We start from the raw sequence: 16,896 nt of genomic DNA, 5'->3' as shown, positions 1-16,896 counted from the left end.
AGGAGAGCTCATGAGACGAAAGGCAGGGAAGTTTTCAATCGTTGATTTGCTGCAAGGTTTGCGGACAAGCAGAGGAGCGGCTTGGTTTGCTGTCGGTGCTATGATGGGTGCATCCATACTGCTTGTAAGGCTCTCACTGAACGAACTGAATGAGGTTCAGGCGCGTTCCTATGAGGATGGCAGTGCGAAAGTGAATCTCACGGAAGGCACTGCCGGCACGAAGGAGAAAGACGCAAGGTTGTCTCCATCTTTAGGCAGTATCGCAGCGCAGGGCGGGGAGAAGTCAGCGATAGGCGAGGAAACCGCTACGAAAGAGCAGGATGCACTAGAACATCTTGTTGTGCGGGTTTATCTAACGAAGCAAAAACGAATCGAGAGTGTTCCGTTAGAAACTTATGTGCGCGGGGTTGTGGCTGCAGAAATGCCCATTGGCTTTGAGCTGGAGGCGCTTAAGGCGCAAGCGATCGCAGCACGGACTTATATGGTACGCAGAATGGTTCAGGGAAATGACAGCGGAGTGCCAGTGAAGGGCGCGGACGTGACCGATACGACCGAGCATCAGGTTTATATTTCGTTGTCGGCGCTCGCAGAGAAGTGGAGCGGAGATGAACAGAAGTCGAACATAGGCAAGCTGAACGATGCGATTGAACAGACAAAAGGCATAATCATAACGTATCAAGGTGAACCGATCGACGCTGCCTTTTTCTCAACAAGCAATGGCTACACCGAAAATTCAGAGGATTATTGGCAGCAGAAAATACCCTATCTACGAAGCGTAGCGAGTCCGTGGGATCAGGCGATCTCTCCTAAGTATAAAGAGACAGTGAAGCTCTCTCTCAAAGACTTCTACAGCAAGCTTGGTTTATCCAAGAAGCAAGCTTCCAAATTATCCATCCGCGTAATAGAGAAAACGGAGGGCAACCGCGTTAGTAAAATTGCAATAGGAGAGACGACGCTAACAGGAAGAGAAGTGAGAGAGAAACTGGGCTTGGCTTCCTCTCAATTCATCTGGAGCATTAAGGGGAATATAATTTCGATTACTACTTATGGCTATGGACATGGCGTCGGCATGAGCCAATGGGGGGCAAACGGCATGGCTGAAGCGGGGGCAAGCGCCGAGGATATTTTAACTCATTATTACTCTAGCGTTCAGGTGGAGCAAGCTTCGAAGCTTCCGAACTTGGTCGCAAGCCACTCGTAGTTTAAACTCTTTCATTATTTTATAGGACCCTCACGTATAAACCTAGCAGAACTGGCAACAATGGCTAGTGAGGTGATAGAAAATGAATGATCAAAACAAACCGAAGCAAAAACCAGAAGAAACTCCCAAAACAGTTCTGGGAGGAACGTCTGCCGCCAAATCTAGCAGTGGATGGAAGAACCTTTTTGCAAAGCGATGGGTATCTCCAGCAATCTTCATGGCCGCGGCAGCAATTATCGTAACCTTAATGTGGATCTATCAGGGAGCGGATCAGACGAGCAAACCTACAACAGGAAAAACCGATACCACTGAAGTTTCACAAGGTGAAGAAGCTACTGCACCAGAAGGCAAGGGCGAGGATACACTTCCGGTCATTGCCGGCGGCGAGCAAATGAAATGGCCTTTGACTGACAAGGCTGCATTGCAAGTCGAGCTTCCGTTCTATGATGAGAAAGCAACAGATGAAGAAAGAGAAGCCGCTGTGGTGCAAACCGGAACCAGCTTCTCCCCGCACATGGGCATGGATTTTGCAGATCCGGATGGAAAAACGTTTGACGTGCTTGCCGCATTATCTGGTAAAGTAACCCATGTTGAGCAGCACCCGACGAATGGCAACATCGTTGAAATAACGCACGAAGGCGGTCTCGTGACCGTGTATCAAAGCTTAGCGGATATCGCGGTGGAAGAAGGCGATGACGTTGAACAAGGAACCATTATTGCCAAAGCAGGCCGCAACGAGCTTGAGCGTGATCTCGGCATCCACCTGCATTACCAAATATTGAACAACGGCAAGGCGATTAATCCAAGCTCGTTGATCGTGGAGTAAATGGCACAAGCGAAACAGCTTCCAAAAAAATAGGTCTTTAGACGTACAGGCAGGGGTCAAATCCCTGCCTGTTTTTCGTTTTTATGAAAATTTATTCACATTCAGGCTTGTTAGGCTTGACCACAACGAATATATACGTGACCTACTCATATAATGTACCAAACTATCTCGAGTAGGGAGGCGGGAACGTGCACGATTACATTAAGGAGCGAACCATTAAAATAGGCCGCTGCATCGTGGAAACGAAGCACACGGTGCGAACGATTGCCAAGGAGTTCGGTGTATCCAAAAGCACGGTGCATAAGGACTTAACTGAGCGGCTTCCTGAAATAAACCCCGATTTGGCTGATCAGGTAAAGCACATTCTCGAGTACCACAAATCCATTCGCCACTTAAGGGGAGGAGAAGCGACCAAGATAAAATATAAGAAAACGAGCACAAAGAAACGCGAAGTGCTTGCAGCAGGAAAGTTATGAAGTTTTTTCTCGAATTATAGAGGAATTTTGTCTTATTTGGCGAATAATGAACGTTAGCGGTTTCTGCGTCATGGGAACCAAACGTACGTTTTGTAATTATTATTCGTTGGGGGACTTAAGCCTTATGTTGAGCAAGGATATTGGGATTGATTTGGGCACAGCCAATGTTTCCATTCATGTGAAAGGAAGAGGCGTTGTACTCGATGAGCCATCAGTCGTAGCGATTGAAAGCGATTCGAAGCGCGTACTCGCTGTTGGCGAGGAAGCCCACCGAATGGTAGGCCGAACGCCTGGCAATATTATAGCGATTCGTCCGCTGCGTGACGGTGTTATTGCGGATTTTGAGATTACTGAAATTATGTTGAAAGCTTTTATTGACCGTGTCGAGGGACGGAAGTGGTTTAGCCGTCCCCGAATTCTTATTTGCGCGCCGACGAACATCACTTCGGTTGAGCAAAAGGCGATTCGCGAGGCTGCAGAACGCAGCGGCGCGAAAGAAGTGTTTCTTGAGGATGAACCGAAGGCTGCCGCTATCGGGGCTGGAATGGATATTTTCCAGCCTAGCGGCAATATGGTCGTAGACATTGGCGGGGGCACGACAGACGTGGCCGTTCTTTCCATGGGTGACGTTGTTACCGCCTCTTCGATTAAGGTTGCAGGGGACAAGTTCGACGATGCCATTATGAAGTTTATCAAAAGTAAGTACAAGCTTCTTATTGGCGAAAGAACAAGTGAGGATATCAAAATCAAGATTGGAACAGTACTGGAATATGGCCGCCAAGAAGAGCTTGATATTCGCGGGCGGGACATGGTCTCCGGGCTGCCGCTTACGCTTACGATTCGTTCAGGAGAGATCCGCGAAGCGTTGTGGGATCCGATTATGTCGATCGTCTCAGCTGCCAAGTCGGTGCTTGAGCGTACGCCGCCAGAGCTTTCGGCGGATATTATTGACCGCGGCGTTATTTTGACCGGTGGGGGAGCTTTGCTGGATGGGCTTGATTCACTTCTTGCGGAAGAGCTCAAGGTACCGGTCCTTATTGCGGAAGATCCTATGCATTGTGTAGTCAAAGGGACTGGAATCCTCTTAGATAACTTGGACAAGCTCGGAAAGAAGTAGGGGCAACAGCGGCCAGTAAGTTTCATATGCGCGGGTAGGGAGCCTTAGGGGGGCGTAGCCGAGGCGTAAATGAGTCATTGGTCGCATGGACAAGCTATTCAGCCAGCCTTGCTTTCAACCGATAACATATATAGGTAAGTTCGATTGGAAGCGGCCAAGGAGGTAACAACGATGTTAAGAGGATTATATACCGCAGCATCAGGCATGATTTCTCAGCAGCGCCGGCATGATACGGTAACCAATAATATTTCAAATATAAATACGCCTGGTTATAAGCAAACCAATGCGGTTACGCGTTCTTTTCCAGAGATGATGCTGTCATTGACGGGAGCAGGCGAAGAAAATTTTAAACAGATCGGCAAATTGACAAATGGCGTGTTTGCGGAGGAAAGCTTGTCTATCCATCTGCAAGGCGATTTGACGCAGACGAATAACTCATCTGATTTTGCCTTGATTTCGAATATTGATTTGAATGGCTTGTCTTTTGATGCATCAGGTAAAAATGTAGGCCCTGATGGTGAAGTTACGTTCCAGCCGCAAGCGTTTTTTACGATACAGGATCAAAACGGTGAAACACGGTATACCCGGGGCGGGAAATTCACGTTAACGGAGGATGGCTTCCTTATGGCAAGCGATGGCTCCAGTGTACTCGGAACGGACGGGCAGCCGATCCAGATGCCTGCTGGCGTAGGTCTGGATAGCTTGATTTTGACTCGTGATCAGCGTTTTATAGATGCAAATGGCGAGGATATTGGCGTTCAAATGTTGATCAGCCGTATTGATAATCCGAATCTTCTTGTGCGCGAAGGTAACGGCAGCTTTCGCTTCTCGGGTGAAGAGGGCGAGGCTGTAGCGATCGCAGCGGACGAGCGTGTTGAAGTTAGACAGGGTTATGTGGAACGCTCGAACGTGGATGTAGCCCAGGCGGCTGTTGATCTGATGTCGGCCCTTCGTGCCTATGAAGCCAACCAGAAGGTTATTCAATTTTATGATCAAAGCTTGAGCAAAGCGGTGAATGACGTAGGTCGTGTGTAGCATGAGGCTTAAAGCAGCGGAGGTGCACGAACAATGAACAGCTCAATGATTAATGCTATGGTATCAATGAACGGGCTTCAGCAAAAGCTAGATTTGCTCGCGGATAACATAGCTAACGTAAATACTGTAGGGTACAAACGCAAAGAAGCTACCTTTGAGGATCTTCTGACAAATCTCAGAAGCCAGCCTGAGGCGTTCAACCAGCCGGGGCGGCTTACGCCTATGGATTTCACGCAAGGCTGGGGCTCGCGGATGACAGCGATACAGCCTAACCTCTCACAAGGACCTCTGCAAGGCACGGATAAGGATACGGATATCGCTATCGAAGGAAATGCCTTGTTTGAAGTTGAAGTGGACGGTGCCGGAAATCGCGCTTATACGCGTAATGGGGCGTTTCAGTTGACGGTCGGTGCAAACGGTGATACGATTTTGGCAACAGAGGATGGCTATCCGGTTGTCGCTAACGTGAGAGAGCCTCTGACTAACCGTATAGTAGAGGGCAATATCGTATTGCCGCAAGGCTTTAGTCTCCGTGTAAATACGGATGGAACGGTGCTCGGAGTTTCCTCCGATCGAACGGTTGAGCTTGGAAGCATCAAGCTGCTGAAGGCTTCACGCCCAGCAGCGCTCACTGCGGTTTCTGACAACCTGTTTGTTGTTGCGAACGGAATTAATACAGGTGACGTGGTGCAGCAGATCGTACCAGATTCGGAAAATCTCATTTCATTGCGCCAAGGCTCCTTGGAGCAATCGAATGTCCAGCTTACGGATGAGATGACCGAGCTTATTAATGTGCAGCGGGCTTATCAATTGGCAGCTAGAGCGTTGTCGTCAAGTGATACGATGATGAGCCTTACCAACGGGCTGCGCGCATAAGGATAGGATGATGTTAATGAGTATGGCCGATGAACGAATCGACCGTGAATCAAGCGGATTCGGGAGTCAAGCGGATGAGGGCGGCTCCGAGAAGAAGAAGCGCGCTAGTCGCGCAAAGACGAACGGAAGCGTCAAGAAGAAGCAACGGCCCAAAGGGGTAAGAATACTGTTGTGGTTTTTGCGCAAGAGTATCGTACCGCTCATCATGGTGATTATGCTTGTGGCAGGACTATATATTGGTTATGTTGTTGTGGGCAAGCAGCCTGAGGATGAAGTGTTTAGCTGGGGCACATGGCAGCATATCTATGATTTGATTTTTGCCGACGCTTAGTCATTATACAATAGAGGGTTGCTCAGAAAGCAGAATTAGCTGCTCTTTGAACAGCTCTTTTTTTTCTTCGAATAAGATGTGAACATGGTACAAAGTAAAAAAAAGCAGATCACGGTTATGTCCCGTGGTCTGCTTTTTTTGAAATATAGGAAAGGATATGATTTCGCCATCCTTTCTCTCTATTTCTCGGAATGAAACGCGCCGCGCCGCCAGAGGACGGCGACAGCCATTTCACCTTGAATGCTCATTCTTATTTTACGGTTACACGAATCGTTACGCTTTTGCCTGCATAGGTTGCTTTAATGGATGCTGAGCCTTTGCCAACAGCAACGATTTTTCCTGCTACTACCGTAGCGACGCTAACTTTGGAGGATGTCCATACGGCATCTTCGGTCACGTTAGCGGGATTGCCAGTCGTGTAGTTGGCCTGAAGCTTGGCAGAATAGGAGCCGCCAGCACTAAGTTGTACCGACTTGGTCGAAAGCACAAGTGATTTCAGCTTTTGAGAAACGATGACAGGTACGGTGATGGTTTGACCTTGGTAAGTACCCGAAATTTTGGTTGTACCTACTGCAGAGCCTTTAACCGATGTGCTGCTCACGCTCGCAACATTCGGATTGCCGGATTCCCAATTCATCTTCGACCCTATGGAAACTTGTTTGCCGCTCTTATAATAACCAGTAACCTTAACTGATTTGGACTTGCCTGGATATAGCTCGATCGTCGTCGGTTCAACGACAAACTTAACGATTTCTTCCTCAATTTTCACTTTTACGCTGACGCTCTTCGTTAGGTAAGTGGCAGTTAGCGTAACGCTGGATACATCGAGTCCCTTCATGACAGTATCTTTTAAGATTATATCTTCGGACGTCGTTTTCCATTTAACCCTGCTTGAAACGTCTTCCTCTTCACCATCATCGTTGATGACTGTAACGGACGGGAAAGGCGTTTCTTTGCCTAAAATGATGCTAAGATCCTTTACGCTGGCTACAAGTTTCAATGGCTTGACGTGAACGACCAGGTCTACTTTTGCCTTGTAGCCTTGAACAGTTGCAGTGAGCTCAGATTCGCCAAGTGCTTTGGCAGACCATTGCGCGTCTTTGATGACAGCGATCTTCTCATCTTCGCTTGTCCAGGTCGCAAGCTTGGTTACATCGACCTTTGTACCGTCGAACGTGGTTGCCATTACTTTAGGCAGATCCTCGCTGATGCCAACGAATCCGTCAATCGTTTCCGTTTCAATTGAAATTCCAGTAATGCTTGGATATACGGTAATATCGATGCTGCGGCTAATTCCTTTGTAGGTTGCGGTAATCTTAGCTGTGCCTACGGCTTTGGGAGTGACTTTACCCCCATCAACTGTAGCAACTACAACGTTGGAGGAAGTCCATTCAGCAGAACTCGTTACGGGCAAGGTAACGTTTGAATTGCTAAGCACCTCGGCTGTAACTTGGAGAGGCGTGTCCTGCAAGAGTAAGTGGTATTCCTTCTCTGGTAAGAGCTTGATCGATTGGTAAGCGGTACGTACCACTACATCAATTGTTGAGGAAACTCCCTTGTAAGACACCGTTATCGTTGTTTTTCCTGCGGCAACGGCAGAGACGATTCCTTTTTTGACTGTTGCGACTTTTTCGTTCGCGCTAGTCCATGTAGCTGTATCTGTCACTACAGGCGTCCCGCCTGTTTTTTCTGCAACAGTCGCGGTCAGCTTTTGATCATCAGAGCCGATGTCCATTTCGATTAGAGAACCGGGTTTTTCCGGAGTTATCGTGATGGACTTGTAAGGCGATGAGACAGTAACAGTGATGGCATCTGATTTTCCTTTGTATTTTGCCGTGATCGTTATGGCACCAACACCAAGCAAGGTAAGGGTTCCGTCGTCGACGGTAGCAATTGCCGAGTTGGAAGTTGTCCATACTGCATCACCAGTAATATCTTTTGAGACATTTGATTTTGTTCCGTTCAATTTAAAGCTCAGCGCTTGCCCGATCTCGATATCGGTCTTATCAGGCGCGGTTAAGCCATTTTGCATAAGGGTTACTGAATCATAGACATAATCAGAAGCAACCTTGATGGAAATAGTGAAGCCTTTATAAGTAGCGCTCACTGTCGCGGTTCCTTTACCGACACCAGTTATAATGCCGCTCTCAACTTTGACTAGCGCAGAGTTGGACGTTTTCCATGTTGCATCCGATGTAACATCCTTCTTTGACGAAGATCCTGAGATGGAAGCAAAAACGGATAAATTGACTTTGTCGTCTTCAATGAAAGCTTGAAGCGATGATGTGCTGCTGTTGTAATCGGACGAATCGTAAGTAAATTCAATGCCGGTTACGGTATCCTCTGCTGCGTTCACGACGCTAGTTAATGAAGTCATAATAAGTACAAATGCGAGCAGAGCGGCTAACCACCTGCGAGTATCTTTCAACGACATGCCAAAGCGTAAACTAAAATTCACTACATCCCTGTCCTTTCTTGTTTAAAGTAAATGGTCTTCTATTAATAACGGTAAATGGAAGCCGAAAATGAATAACGATGCCATTTTCTAACAATAAAAATTTTGTTAAGCGCGAGAGCAAGCCGTTTGTCCCTTAAGTTCTATAGTCATAGGATTAGCGATAGTTTTATTTTTACGGGAGGTAGTTGTATAATAGTTGGGAACCATGGTGAATAGTCAGCAACAGGTAGAGGAGCGTGAGAGTTTGAATCTGCCGAACCTATTAACATCATTGCGTTTTGTATTGATTCCAGTCTACATAGCGGTGTTTGCCAAAGGGCATATGATTCCAGCCTTTTTGATTATGGTCGCAGCAGGTGTTACCGATGTGCTTGATGGTTATATCGCTCGCAAAAGCGGCCAAGTGACCAGATTAGGCATGATGCTCGATCCGCTCGCTGACAAATTAATGCTCATAACCGTTATCGGATCGCTGCTTATTTCCGGCCATATTTCATGGGCTGCTGCTGCAGCGATGTTTTTGCGCGATCTGGGCATGATAGCGGGGGGATTGTATTTTCATTTTCGGGGAAAAAAGACGGTGCCTGCGAATTGGATGGGAAAGCTCACAACCATAATGTTTTATGGGGCGATTATGTTAATTTTCTTTGAAGTTCCCAATGCGCACTCGTATTTATGGGCAGTCATTGCGTTTTCCTTTTTTACTTCCATTGTGTATATTGCAATGTTTAAGGCGCTCAACAAGCCTACAGCGGAAACGCCGACTGGGCATTTGTGATCATCCTAGGCTTCTACATATGAACAAAGAGGCTTGGCACAGGACACTTCTGGTCCAAGCAGCCAAGCCCCTTATCTTAACCTTCATAAACTGCAGTTTTATGAGGGATATGTATAGTGTCGTACATTTAGGCTTTTTTTATACTACATCACATTTGAAAGGGGTTTATTTGACATGTTGGATATCAATCAAATTCAAGAAATCATTCCGCACCGCCCGCCTTTCCTGTTAATCGATCGTATTTTGGAGGTTGAACCAGGCGTACGCGCGGTCGGTCTCAAAAATGTTACGATGAACGAACCTTATTTTGTAGGCCACTTTCCAGGTTACCCGGTCATGCCAGGGGTGCTTATTGTAGAAGCACTTGCGCAGGTAGGTACTGTGGCTATGCTGATGATCGAAGCTAATAAAGGCAAGTTGGGTTTTTTTGCAGGCATCGACGGCTTCCGTTTCCGCGGCCAAGTTAAACCGGGCGATACCTTGACGCTGGAAGTTCAAATTACAAGGCTTAAAGGTTCTATTGGCAAAGGGCAAGGCACAGCAAGGGTTGGCGATCAAATCGTTGCCGAAGGCGAGCTTATGTTTGCTTTAACTAATCCTTCATAATTTAAAATTCATGAATGAAAGAGGCTGCTACTTATGACGAACCCAACTAATGATACGGTTATTGCTAAATATGAAGCTTGGCTGAATGATCCGCTCATCGATGCTGCGACGAAAGAAGAACTTCGCGGTCTTGAGGGACAGGAAAAAGAAATTACGGACCGTTTTTATCGTGACCTTGAATTTGGAACGGGCGGCTTGCGCGGCGTCATGGGCGCGGGTACGAACCGTTTGAATGCATATACGGTAGGTAAAGCTACACAGGGGCTAGCAAACTGGCTGCTTGCGGGAACAAAAGAAGACGGAACAGGCTCTTCTGTCGTGATTGCACATGATTCACGCAACTATTCGCCTGAGTTTGCGCTTGATGCTGCCTTAGTGCTTGCTGGGAACGGCATTACCGCTTACTTGTTTAGCGCGCTTCGCCCCACGCCACAGCTTTCTTACGCGGTACGTGAGCTTAAAGCGTCAAGCGGCATCGTGATTACGGCAAGCCACAATCCTCCAGAATATAACGGCTATAAAGCTTACGGTGCGGATGGCTGCCAGCTTATTCCTGAAGAGGCGGAGCAAGTCATCACGGCAATCGGTGAAATTTCCGGCTTTGATGAAGTGAAAAGAATCACTCGCGAGGAAGCGGAAGCCCAAGGCTTGCTGCGTTGGCTGGGCGAAGAGGCTGATCAGCAGTTCATTGATACGGTAGTCGCTCAGAGCTTGAATGCCGACCTTATTCAAGGCGGGATTGGCGAGAAGTTCAGTGTCGTGTTTACGCCGCTTCATGGGACAGGCAATATGCCCGTTCGAGAGGTGCTGAAGAAGGTAGGCTTCTCTAATGTGCATATCGTACCGGAGCAGGAGCAGCCTGACGGTTATTTCAGCACGGTGAAATCGCCTAACCCGGAAGAGCGTGAAGCATTCACGCTAGCCATTAATCTGGCACAGCAAGTGAACGCTGATATTATCATCGGTACGGACCCGGATGCGGACCGTATGGGTGCGGTAGTGAAAAATAATGAAGGCGAATATGTTGTGCTTACCGGCAATCAGTCTGGCGCCTTGATGGTTCATTATGTGCTTAGTCAATTGAAAGAACGCGGTCAACTGCCAGATAATGGCGTGGTTGTCAAAACGATTGTAACTAGTGAGCTGGGAGCGGATATTGCGCGCTCTTATGGCGTTGATGTTGAAAACACGCTGACGGGTTTTAAATATATTGGGGAAAAAATGACTCGCTATGAACAGACGGGCGAGCGTACTTTCCTGTTCGGATATGAAGAAAGCTACGGTTATTTGACGGGTACTTATGCGCGGGACAAAGACGCTATCGTTGCGGCTTTATTGATTGCAGAAGCAGCGGCGTATTACAGCAGCCAAGGAAAAACGCTTTATGATGTGCTTTTGGAGCTTTATGCTCAATTTGGCTTCTATTTGGAGGGGCTGGAATCCCGTACGCTCAAAGGCTTTGACGGCGTGCAAAAAATCGGCGCGATCATGGACGATTGGCGTCAAAATCCGCCGGCTGAAATTGGCGGTGTAAAGGTTGAGCAAGTGATCGATTACGGCAAAGGGCAAGACGGTCTGCGCCCTGAGAATGTATTGAAATACTTACGAGCGGACGGATCTTGGTTCTGCTTGCGGCCTTCGGGCACCGAGCCGAAGATCAAGGTTTATTTTGCGGTCAAAAGCGAGTCGAAGGATGCCGCTGCTGCTGCGCTGGAAACGCTGAAAGCTGCCGTTATGGAACGGGTAGACCGGAGCGAATAGAACGATAATCAACCTGTTTAGAACGGAGGAATTACGTGTTTTTACGTTGGCAGCAATGGAATCGGCGCGCAAGATTTGTATTATGGGTAATTGCACTGATCGGTGTAGCGGCAGCTTTGCCGCTTGGCGCGGTTCGTATGGATATGGAAAAATCATCGAAGCAAATCGAGTATGTATTTGATTACCGGGATATCATTGAGGTGGCGGAGAAACAGCCAAGGCCTCAGATTTTTCTCGCGGAAAAGCTGGCTATGCTGAAGGAAGCTGGCATTGCGACGATGGCGGTCTACGAGAGCTCGCTGAAAGAGCTGCAGATTTCAGGCAGACTGACGTATTACAGCTCTAGAGACGCAGCGCTGCTGCAAGGGAAGTTTGAGCCGCTAGGCCAAAACTTTACTTATATCTTGTTTAATGGGCCGGAAGAAGAAGAAAAAATCGGCCCGATCGTAAGGGAAGCGTTTGATCGTTCTGACGCTGCCTATAGCAATTGGTCGTACGGTGGTCGCAATGGCATTGTCGTAGAGATTCCGATTGCCGAAGCGATTATGAAAACGCTGGATTTTGATCCGATGTCCCTCGAAACCATACATGATGCTGGTTTTGGCATCCTGCCGCGTTTGTCGGACCGTATCAAGCCTTATGATGAAGCAGCGACAGAAGCGCTGCTTGCTAAATTAAATGGCTACGGCGTCAACCGGGTATTGTTTGACGGCGATAAAGTAAAAGGTGCCTCGGATCAAGCGACGGATAAAAGCCTTGATAAATTCGGGGAATTGTTGAAAAAATACGATATGGGCGTCGCAGCCATTGAAAATTTGAAAAAACCTCAACAAGGCATAAATAAATTAGCATATATTACAAACTATAATGTAGTCAGACTATATTCCTTGTCTGAGAACGACGGCATGACGATGGAGCCTGAGGCGATTGCTGATCGTTTTCTACTAGCGGCCAAGGATCGGAATATCCGGATGTTCTTTATTAATGGAACGGTGGTTTCCAACACCGATAAAGCAAAAATCGTTAACTCCTTGGATAGGCTGAGCGAAGCGATGAGCGGCAAGCAAGGTATCGTTGCCAAACTTGCGGACGCAGGTTTCACTCCGGGAACGCCGAAAGCATTTGACTATGATCCACCCTCATGGAGCAAACCTGTTCGTGCTGTCGTAGCTGTGGCAGCTGTTGCTTTGATCGCATTATTGATTGGAGCTTTCATTCCTGGAGTGTATATCCCTGTCTTTGCGATCGGACTTTTAGGCAGCGCAGCGTTGTACAAGCTTAATAGCTCGGTTATGGAGCAAGGGCTTGCTCTTGGGGCAGCGATAGCAGCTCCTACTCTAGGATTGGTATGGGTCATGAACCGCATTTATTCCCGTACCGTTGGCGATCGCCGAGTTGTAGGCGGCGCGAGCTGGTCTATCGGCCGAAGCAAGCTAGGACAAGCTGCTCCGCAGCCTGGCGCTGTTTATGAAAATACGAGCCGGATGAAATGGGTGTTCCCTGCTTTATCCACGGGACGTCGTTTTGGACTGGCATTGAATTGGTTTATCGTGGCAACGCTGATTTCGCTTATGGCTGTGCCGATTGTATTCGGATTGCTGAGCAACATTACGTACAACTTGGTATTGGAGCAGTTCCGCGGGGTAAGTCTCCTGCATTTGGCTCCAATCGCGCTCGTGGCCGTTTATGTTCTGCTTTATAACGGACAGTTGTCGATCGGTAAGCTTAAACCGCTGTTGTCCAAGCCAATTACGCTGACCTGGATTATTTTGGCCGGAGTGATTGGCATCATCGGCTATTATTATTTGTCTCGCACAGGCAACGGCGGTCAAGTGACATCTCTTGAACTTGTGATTCGTCATTTCTTGGAATCGAACTTTGGCGTTCGTCCTCGCTTTAAGGAGTTTTTGCTGGCGCATCCGCTTCTTCTGCTCGGATTGTTCCTGTCGCTGCGTTACCGCGCAGCATGGCTGCTTGTGATTGTAGGCTCGATTGGTCAGCTTTCCATGGTGGATACCTTCGCGCATCTTCATACGCCGCTGTACATTTCCACCATTCGTGTTCTGCTCGGCCTAGGTACGGGTTTAATTATCGGCTGTATCTTAATCGTGGCTTGGCAGCTAGTGGAAGGAGCATTACGTAAATGGGCACCGGCAATCGTTCGCAAGTTTACCGAATCGTAATTTCAGGTTATTACGGCTTCAGCAATAGCGGTGACGAAGCTGTGCTGCGTTCGATTTTGCTTGCTCTTGGAGAAGAAGGTGAGGCACAAGGCGTCCGGATCGAACCGATCGTCTTGTCGGCTGATCCTGCTTGGACAAGCCGGATGTATGGCGTTGAATCGGTTCGGCGTATGCATCCGGGAGACTTATGGCGGGTGCTGCGGAGCAGCGATGGGTTGATCAGCGGTGGTGGAAGCCTGCTGCAGGATGCGACTAGTGCCAAGACGATCCCGTATTATACGGGCGTGATGAAGCTGGCGCAGCTGCTTGGCAAACCAACGTTTGCTTATTCGCAGGGAATCGGCCCGGTCAACCGCCGTTGGATGGATCCGCTTATTAAAGGCGTGATGAATCGCAGCGCTTATGTATCCGTTCGTGATGCGGAGTCCGCTGCTTTGCTAGGACGCATCGGTGTTCCGGCGGAACGGATCGATGTTGTGCCCGATCCGGTCATGGGCTTGCCGCTTCCGGCGGGCTCGCAGGAAGCGGTGCTTGGCGCGGCGCCTGCGGGACAAGCCGCAGGCACGCTAATCGCGCAGGCACCGCCGCTGGTCGGCGTATCGCTGCGCCGCTGGCGCGGCGATGGCGCCGACCTCGCTCGCGCCGCCGAAGCGCTGGTCGCGCTGTCGAAGCGCAAGCCTATGCGGCTGCGCTTCCTGCCGTTCCACACCCCCTCCGACACGGTAACGTCGGAGGAAGTGATGGAACGGCTGCGCGGCCGGCTCGGCGACGGCTCCACCGCCGAGCTGGCCGCGCCCGGCGACGACCCCCAGCAAATGCTGCTGGAGGTCAGCCGGTGCGACGCTTTGCTCGGCATGCGCCTCCATGCACTGATATATGCCGCAGGCCAAATGGTTCCCATGCTTGGCCTCTCGTACGACCCGAAGATCGATCAGTTTCTGAATCGACTTGGACTAAAGGCGATTGGCACGACGGAGCAGCTCGATGCAGAAGCTTTTGCAGAAGCGGGAATCGCACTGCTGGAAGACAAGGTAGGCTGGCAAGCGAAGCATAAGCCTGCGATCGACCTATTAAAACAACAATCGCAAAAACCGGCGCAACAAATCATTCATTTATTGCGTCATACTTTATCGAGGTGATTCCCTCTTGTCGAAACAACTACCGACAGTGCCGATTTATGGCATACCGTTCTCCAAAGCGAGCATGGATGAGACGGTCGATTATTTAACTTCTGCTATTGAAGCGAAACGAATTACACATGTCATCACGGCAAATCCGATCATGATTATGTCTGCGGTTGAGGATGTGAAGTATAGTACAATGATCCGCAAAGCAGACCTTATCGTACCCGATGGCGCAGGTGTAGTATGGGCTGCGAAGCATGTAGGAACGCCAGTTGCAGAACGGGTGACGGGCTTTGATTTGCTGCACCGCCTTCTCCAGCAAGGAGAATCGCGCAAATGGAAAGCTTACTTGCTTGGCACCTCGCAGGAGATTATTGAAGCCGCAGCCGAAAAACTGCAGCTGCAGTACCCTCAGGTGAAAATTGTTGGCTATCGCAATGGATTTTTTGGCGCTGAGCAAGATGAGGAAGTCGTAGAAACCATTCGTGAGGCCGCGCCTGATTTATTGTTTGTCGCCCGTGGGGCAGATACGCAAGAGCCTTGGATTGTTAAATACAAGCAAAGGCTTGGCGTACCGCTGATTATGGGCGTCGGCGGCAGCTTCGATGTCGTGTCAGGCAAGCTGAAGCGTGCGCCGATGATGTTCCAAAAACTTCGTCTGGAATGGTTTTATCGCCTGCTCCAAGAGCCAAAAAGATACAAAAGAATGCTCGTTTTGCCGAAATTCGTAGTGAAAGTGCTTCGCGACAAAGAAAACGTAACAAAACCTAGGCCTACGCCGTGAAAATCTCGTTAAAACCATGAAAATTGGATGAAAACGGAGTTGGTATTTCTTTTTCAATCGGAGTATAATTCTCTTCGGTAGAAAGAAAAGGGGAGCTGCACAGATGCCGGTTGGCTTGCTGTATACGATTGGGTTCATTATCGCACTTGTTCTTGCCATTGCGATGACGCCGCTAGTTAAGAAATTTGCTTTCAAGGTTGGCGCAATAGACAAACCAAACCACCGCAAAGTACATACGCGGATTATGCCGCGTCTGGGCGGTCTAGCTATTTATATTGCATTTGTTGGCGCGTTCTTTATTTTGTCGCCATTTATACCGGACGGCTTGCTTCGTCCTCAGGATTCAAATATGATCAACGCTCTTCTTGTGGGCGGTACGATGATTATTATCTTAGGAGCCTTTGACGATCGCTTCGAGCTGTCGGCCAAAGTAAAGCTTCTGGGTCAAGTAGCAGCAGCATGTGTTGTTGTATTCGGATTTGACGTAAAGATTGATTTGCTTAACATCCCGTTTGGCGAAACAATGCAGCCGATTGCCGGCTGGATCAGCATTCCGCTTACGATTTTGTGGATCGTTGGCGTAACCAATGCCATTAATTTGATTGACGGCTTGGACGGGCTGGCGGCGGGTGTCTCCGGCATCGCAATCGCAACCATTGTTGTGATGGCGTCGCTCATGGGCTTCCAACCGGTCATTCTGCTTAGCACGTTGCTTCTGGGCGGGATTGTAGGGTTTCTGGTGTTCAACTTCCATCCGGCCAAAATTTTCATGGGCGACTCAGGTTCGCTGTTTCTCGGCTTCAGCTTGGCAACGCTATCCATGCTAGGCTTTAAGCAGGTAACGATCGTCTCATTCGTAACGCCTTTGCTTATTATCGGAGTTCCACTCTCGGATACCTTCTTCGCCATCGTGCGCCGCTGGGTAAACAAGAAGCCGATTTTCGCACCGGATAAAGGCCATTTGCATCACAGGCTGCGCGATCTTGGTTTCAGCCATCGCCGTACGGTCCTCATTATTTGGGGGGTAGCGGCTATCTTCGGCGGTTTGGCTATTGTGCAATCGGCAGTCGTACAGTCGAGCGCTGCCAACTGGATTACCTTTGCCGTAATCTGCATGCTGATGTTTTTCCTGCAAATCGGTGCTGAGGTTACCGGTATCGTGGACAAAACGCGTAGACCGCTTATCAATTTTCTGAATCGCATGAGGCACCGCCTCAAGGTGGATGCGGAATCCCGTTCGAAATAAGTAAGTGCTCTGGCTCCGATCTGGCGGCCAGGGCTCTTTTTTTGCGCGAAAGTGCTGAAATAACTAAAAAAATGGGAGTTCGAAACCGATAACA

General features: G+C 48.8%; 15 protein-coding genes. 14 read left to right on the top strand and 1 reads right to left on the bottom strand.

The features are described 5' to 3' along the window. Window positions 1–10: 10 nt before the first annotated feature. From spoIID to E0496_RS34960, 7 genes are all read left to right on the top strand, one after another. Window positions 11–1,201, top strand: a complete 1,191-nt coding sequence (gene spoIID / locus E0496_RS34990; RefSeq protein WP_241675099.1) for a stage II sporulation protein D — start codon at window positions 11–13, stop codon at window positions 1,199–1,201. An 82-nt stretch (window positions 1,202–1,283) separates the two neighbouring features. Then, the gene (locus E0496_RS34985; RefSeq protein ID WP_141506505.1) at window positions 1,284–2,027 is read left to right on the top strand and encodes a M23 family metallopeptidase; all 744 of its coding nucleotides are present in this window, start codon (window positions 1,284–1,286) and stop codon (window positions 2,025–2,027) included. A gap of 188 nt (window positions 2,028–2,215) precedes the next feature. Beyond that, on the top strand, window positions 2,216–2,503 hold the full coding sequence (spoIIID, locus tag E0496_RS34980) for a sporulation transcriptional regulator SpoIIID (RefSeq protein ID WP_053373789.1): 288 nt from the start codon (window positions 2,216–2,218) through the stop codon (window positions 2,501–2,503). A 124-nt stretch (window positions 2,504–2,627) separates the two neighbouring features. After that, window positions 2,628–3,620 (top strand): rod shape-determining protein, encoded by a 993-nt coding sequence (gene mreB, locus E0496_RS34975; RefSeq protein WP_141506504.1) that lies wholly within the window; start codon window positions 2,628–2,630, stop codon window positions 3,618–3,620. A gap of 171 nt (window positions 3,621–3,791) precedes the next feature. After that, window positions 3,792–4,655 (top strand): flagellar hook-basal body protein, encoded by an 864-nt coding sequence (locus E0496_RS34970; protein ID WP_141506503.1) that lies wholly within the window; start codon window positions 3,792–3,794, stop codon window positions 4,653–4,655. Window positions 4,656–4,688: 33 nt separating this feature from the next. Continuing rightward, window positions 4,689–5,531 carry a flagellar hook-basal body protein gene (locus tag E0496_RS34965; protein ID WP_141506502.1) on the top strand — a complete coding sequence of 281 codons (843 nt, stop codon included), beginning with the start codon at window positions 4,689–4,691 and terminating at the stop codon, window positions 5,529–5,531. 16 nt (window positions 5,532–5,547) lie between these two features. Continuing rightward, complete coding sequence (locus E0496_RS34960) at window positions 5,548–5,862, top strand: DNA-directed RNA polymerase subunit beta (RefSeq protein WP_241675098.1); 315 nt, start codon at window positions 5,548–5,550, stop codon at window positions 5,860–5,862. A gap of 250 nt (window positions 5,863–6,112) precedes the next feature. On the opposite strand, the gene E0496_RS34955 is transcribed toward E0496_RS34960, so the two are convergent. Beyond that, window positions 6,113–8,296: an Ig-like domain-containing protein gene (locus E0496_RS34955; RefSeq protein ID WP_206669944.1), complete on the bottom strand. Its 2,184-nt coding sequence runs from the start codon at window positions 8,294–8,296 to the stop codon at window positions 6,113–6,115. Window positions 8,297–8,525: 229 nt separating this feature from the next. On the opposite strand from E0496_RS34955, the gene E0496_RS34950 reads away from it, so the two are divergent. The 7 genes from E0496_RS34950 to E0496_RS34920 all read left to right on the top strand — a co-directional run bounded on the left by E0496_RS34950 (window position 8,526) and on the right by E0496_RS34920 (window position 16,802). Beyond that, a complete protein-coding gene (locus tag E0496_RS34950; protein WP_141506588.1) occupies window positions 8,526–9,098 on the top strand; it encodes a CDP-alcohol phosphatidyltransferase family protein in 573 nt (190 codons plus the stop codon). Between the two features lie 174 nt (window positions 9,099–9,272). Continuing rightward, window positions 9,273–9,704: a 3-hydroxyacyl-ACP dehydratase FabZ gene (gene fabZ, locus E0496_RS34945; RefSeq protein ID WP_141506500.1), complete on the top strand. Its 432-nt coding sequence runs from the start codon at window positions 9,273–9,275 to the stop codon at window positions 9,702–9,704. 33 nt (window positions 9,705–9,737) lie between these two features. Continuing rightward, window positions 9,738–11,465 (top strand): phospho-sugar mutase, encoded by a 1,728-nt coding sequence (locus E0496_RS34940; protein ID WP_141506499.1) that lies wholly within the window; start codon window positions 9,738–9,740, stop codon window positions 11,463–11,465. A gap of 35 nt (window positions 11,466–11,500) precedes the next feature. Further along, window positions 11,501–13,648 (top strand): DUF5693 family protein, encoded by a 2,148-nt coding sequence (locus tag E0496_RS34935; RefSeq protein WP_141506498.1) that lies wholly within the window; start codon window positions 11,501–11,503, stop codon window positions 13,646–13,648. Then, window positions 13,609–14,787, top strand: coding sequence for a polysaccharide pyruvyl transferase CsaB (csaB, locus tag E0496_RS34930; protein WP_141506497.1), 1,179 nt, complete (start codon window positions 13,609–13,611; stop codon window positions 14,785–14,787). Before E0496_RS34935 ends, csaB begins: the two co-directional genes overlap by 40 nt. Window positions 14,788–14,851: 64 nt before the next feature. Further along, on the top strand, window positions 14,852–15,556 hold the full coding sequence (locus E0496_RS34925; RefSeq protein WP_141506587.1) for a WecB/TagA/CpsF family glycosyltransferase: 705 nt from the start codon (window positions 14,852–14,854) through the stop codon (window positions 15,554–15,556). A gap of 103 nt (window positions 15,557–15,659) precedes the next feature. Then, the gene (locus E0496_RS34920) at window positions 15,660–16,802 is read left to right on the top strand and encodes a glycosyltransferase family 4 protein (protein ID WP_141506496.1); all 1,143 of its coding nucleotides are present in this window, start codon (window positions 15,660–15,662) and stop codon (window positions 16,800–16,802) included. Window positions 16,803–16,896: the final 94 nt, after the last annotated feature.

It is taken from the genome of Paenibacillus luteus (genome assembly GCF_006542765.1).
GTDB classification, from domain to species: domain Bacteria; phylum Bacillota; class Bacilli; order Paenibacillales; family Paenibacillaceae; genus Pristimantibacillus; species Pristimantibacillus luteus.
Note: the sequence above shows the minus strand (reverse complement) of the source record. Positions and strands in the feature narration are given on the sequence as shown.

Excerpts from the sequence above, each read along its gene's own strand:
- spoIID (WP_241675099.1), top strand. The coding sequence starts at position 11 with ATGAGACGAAAGGCAGGGAAGTTTTCAATCGTTGATTTGCTGCAAGGT.
- E0496_RS34985 (WP_141506505.1), top strand. The coding sequence starts at position 1,284 with ATGAATGATCAAAACAAACCGAAGCAAAAACCAGAAGAAACTCCCAAA.
- mreB (WP_141506504.1), top strand. The coding sequence starts at position 2,628 with ATGTTGAGCAAGGATATTGGGATTGATTTGGGCACAGCCAATGTTTCC.
- E0496_RS34970 (WP_141506503.1), top strand. The coding sequence starts at position 3,792 with ATGTTAAGAGGATTATATACCGCAGCATCAGGCATGATTTCTCAGCAG.
- E0496_RS34965 (WP_141506502.1), top strand. The coding sequence starts at position 4,689 with ATGAACAGCTCAATGATTAATGCTATGGTATCAATGAACGGGCTTCAG.
- E0496_RS34960 (WP_241675098.1), top strand. The coding sequence starts at position 5,548 with ATGAGTATGGCCGATGAACGAATCGACCGTGAATCAAGCGGATTCGGG.
- E0496_RS34955 (WP_206669944.1), bottom strand. The coding sequence starts at position 8,296 with ATGTCGTTGAAAGATACTCGCAGGTGGTTAGCCGCTCTGCTCGCATTT.
- E0496_RS34950 (WP_141506588.1), top strand. The coding sequence starts at position 8,526 with ATGGTGAATAGTCAGCAACAGGTAGAGGAGCGTGAGAGTTTGAATCTG.
- fabZ (WP_141506500.1), top strand. The coding sequence starts at position 9,273 with ATGTTGGATATCAATCAAATTCAAGAAATCATTCCGCACCGCCCGCCT.
- E0496_RS34940 (WP_141506499.1), top strand. The coding sequence starts at position 9,738 with ATGACGAACCCAACTAATGATACGGTTATTGCTAAATATGAAGCTTGG.
- csaB (WP_141506497.1), top strand. The coding sequence starts at position 13,609 with ATGGGCACCGGCAATCGTTCGCAAGTTTACCGAATCGTAATTTCAGGT.
- E0496_RS34925 (WP_141506587.1), top strand. The coding sequence starts at position 14,852 with ATGGATGAGACGGTCGATTATTTAACTTCTGCTATTGAAGCGAAACGA.
- E0496_RS34920 (WP_141506496.1), top strand. The coding sequence starts at position 15,660 with ATGCCGGTTGGCTTGCTGTATACGATTGGGTTCATTATCGCACTTGTT.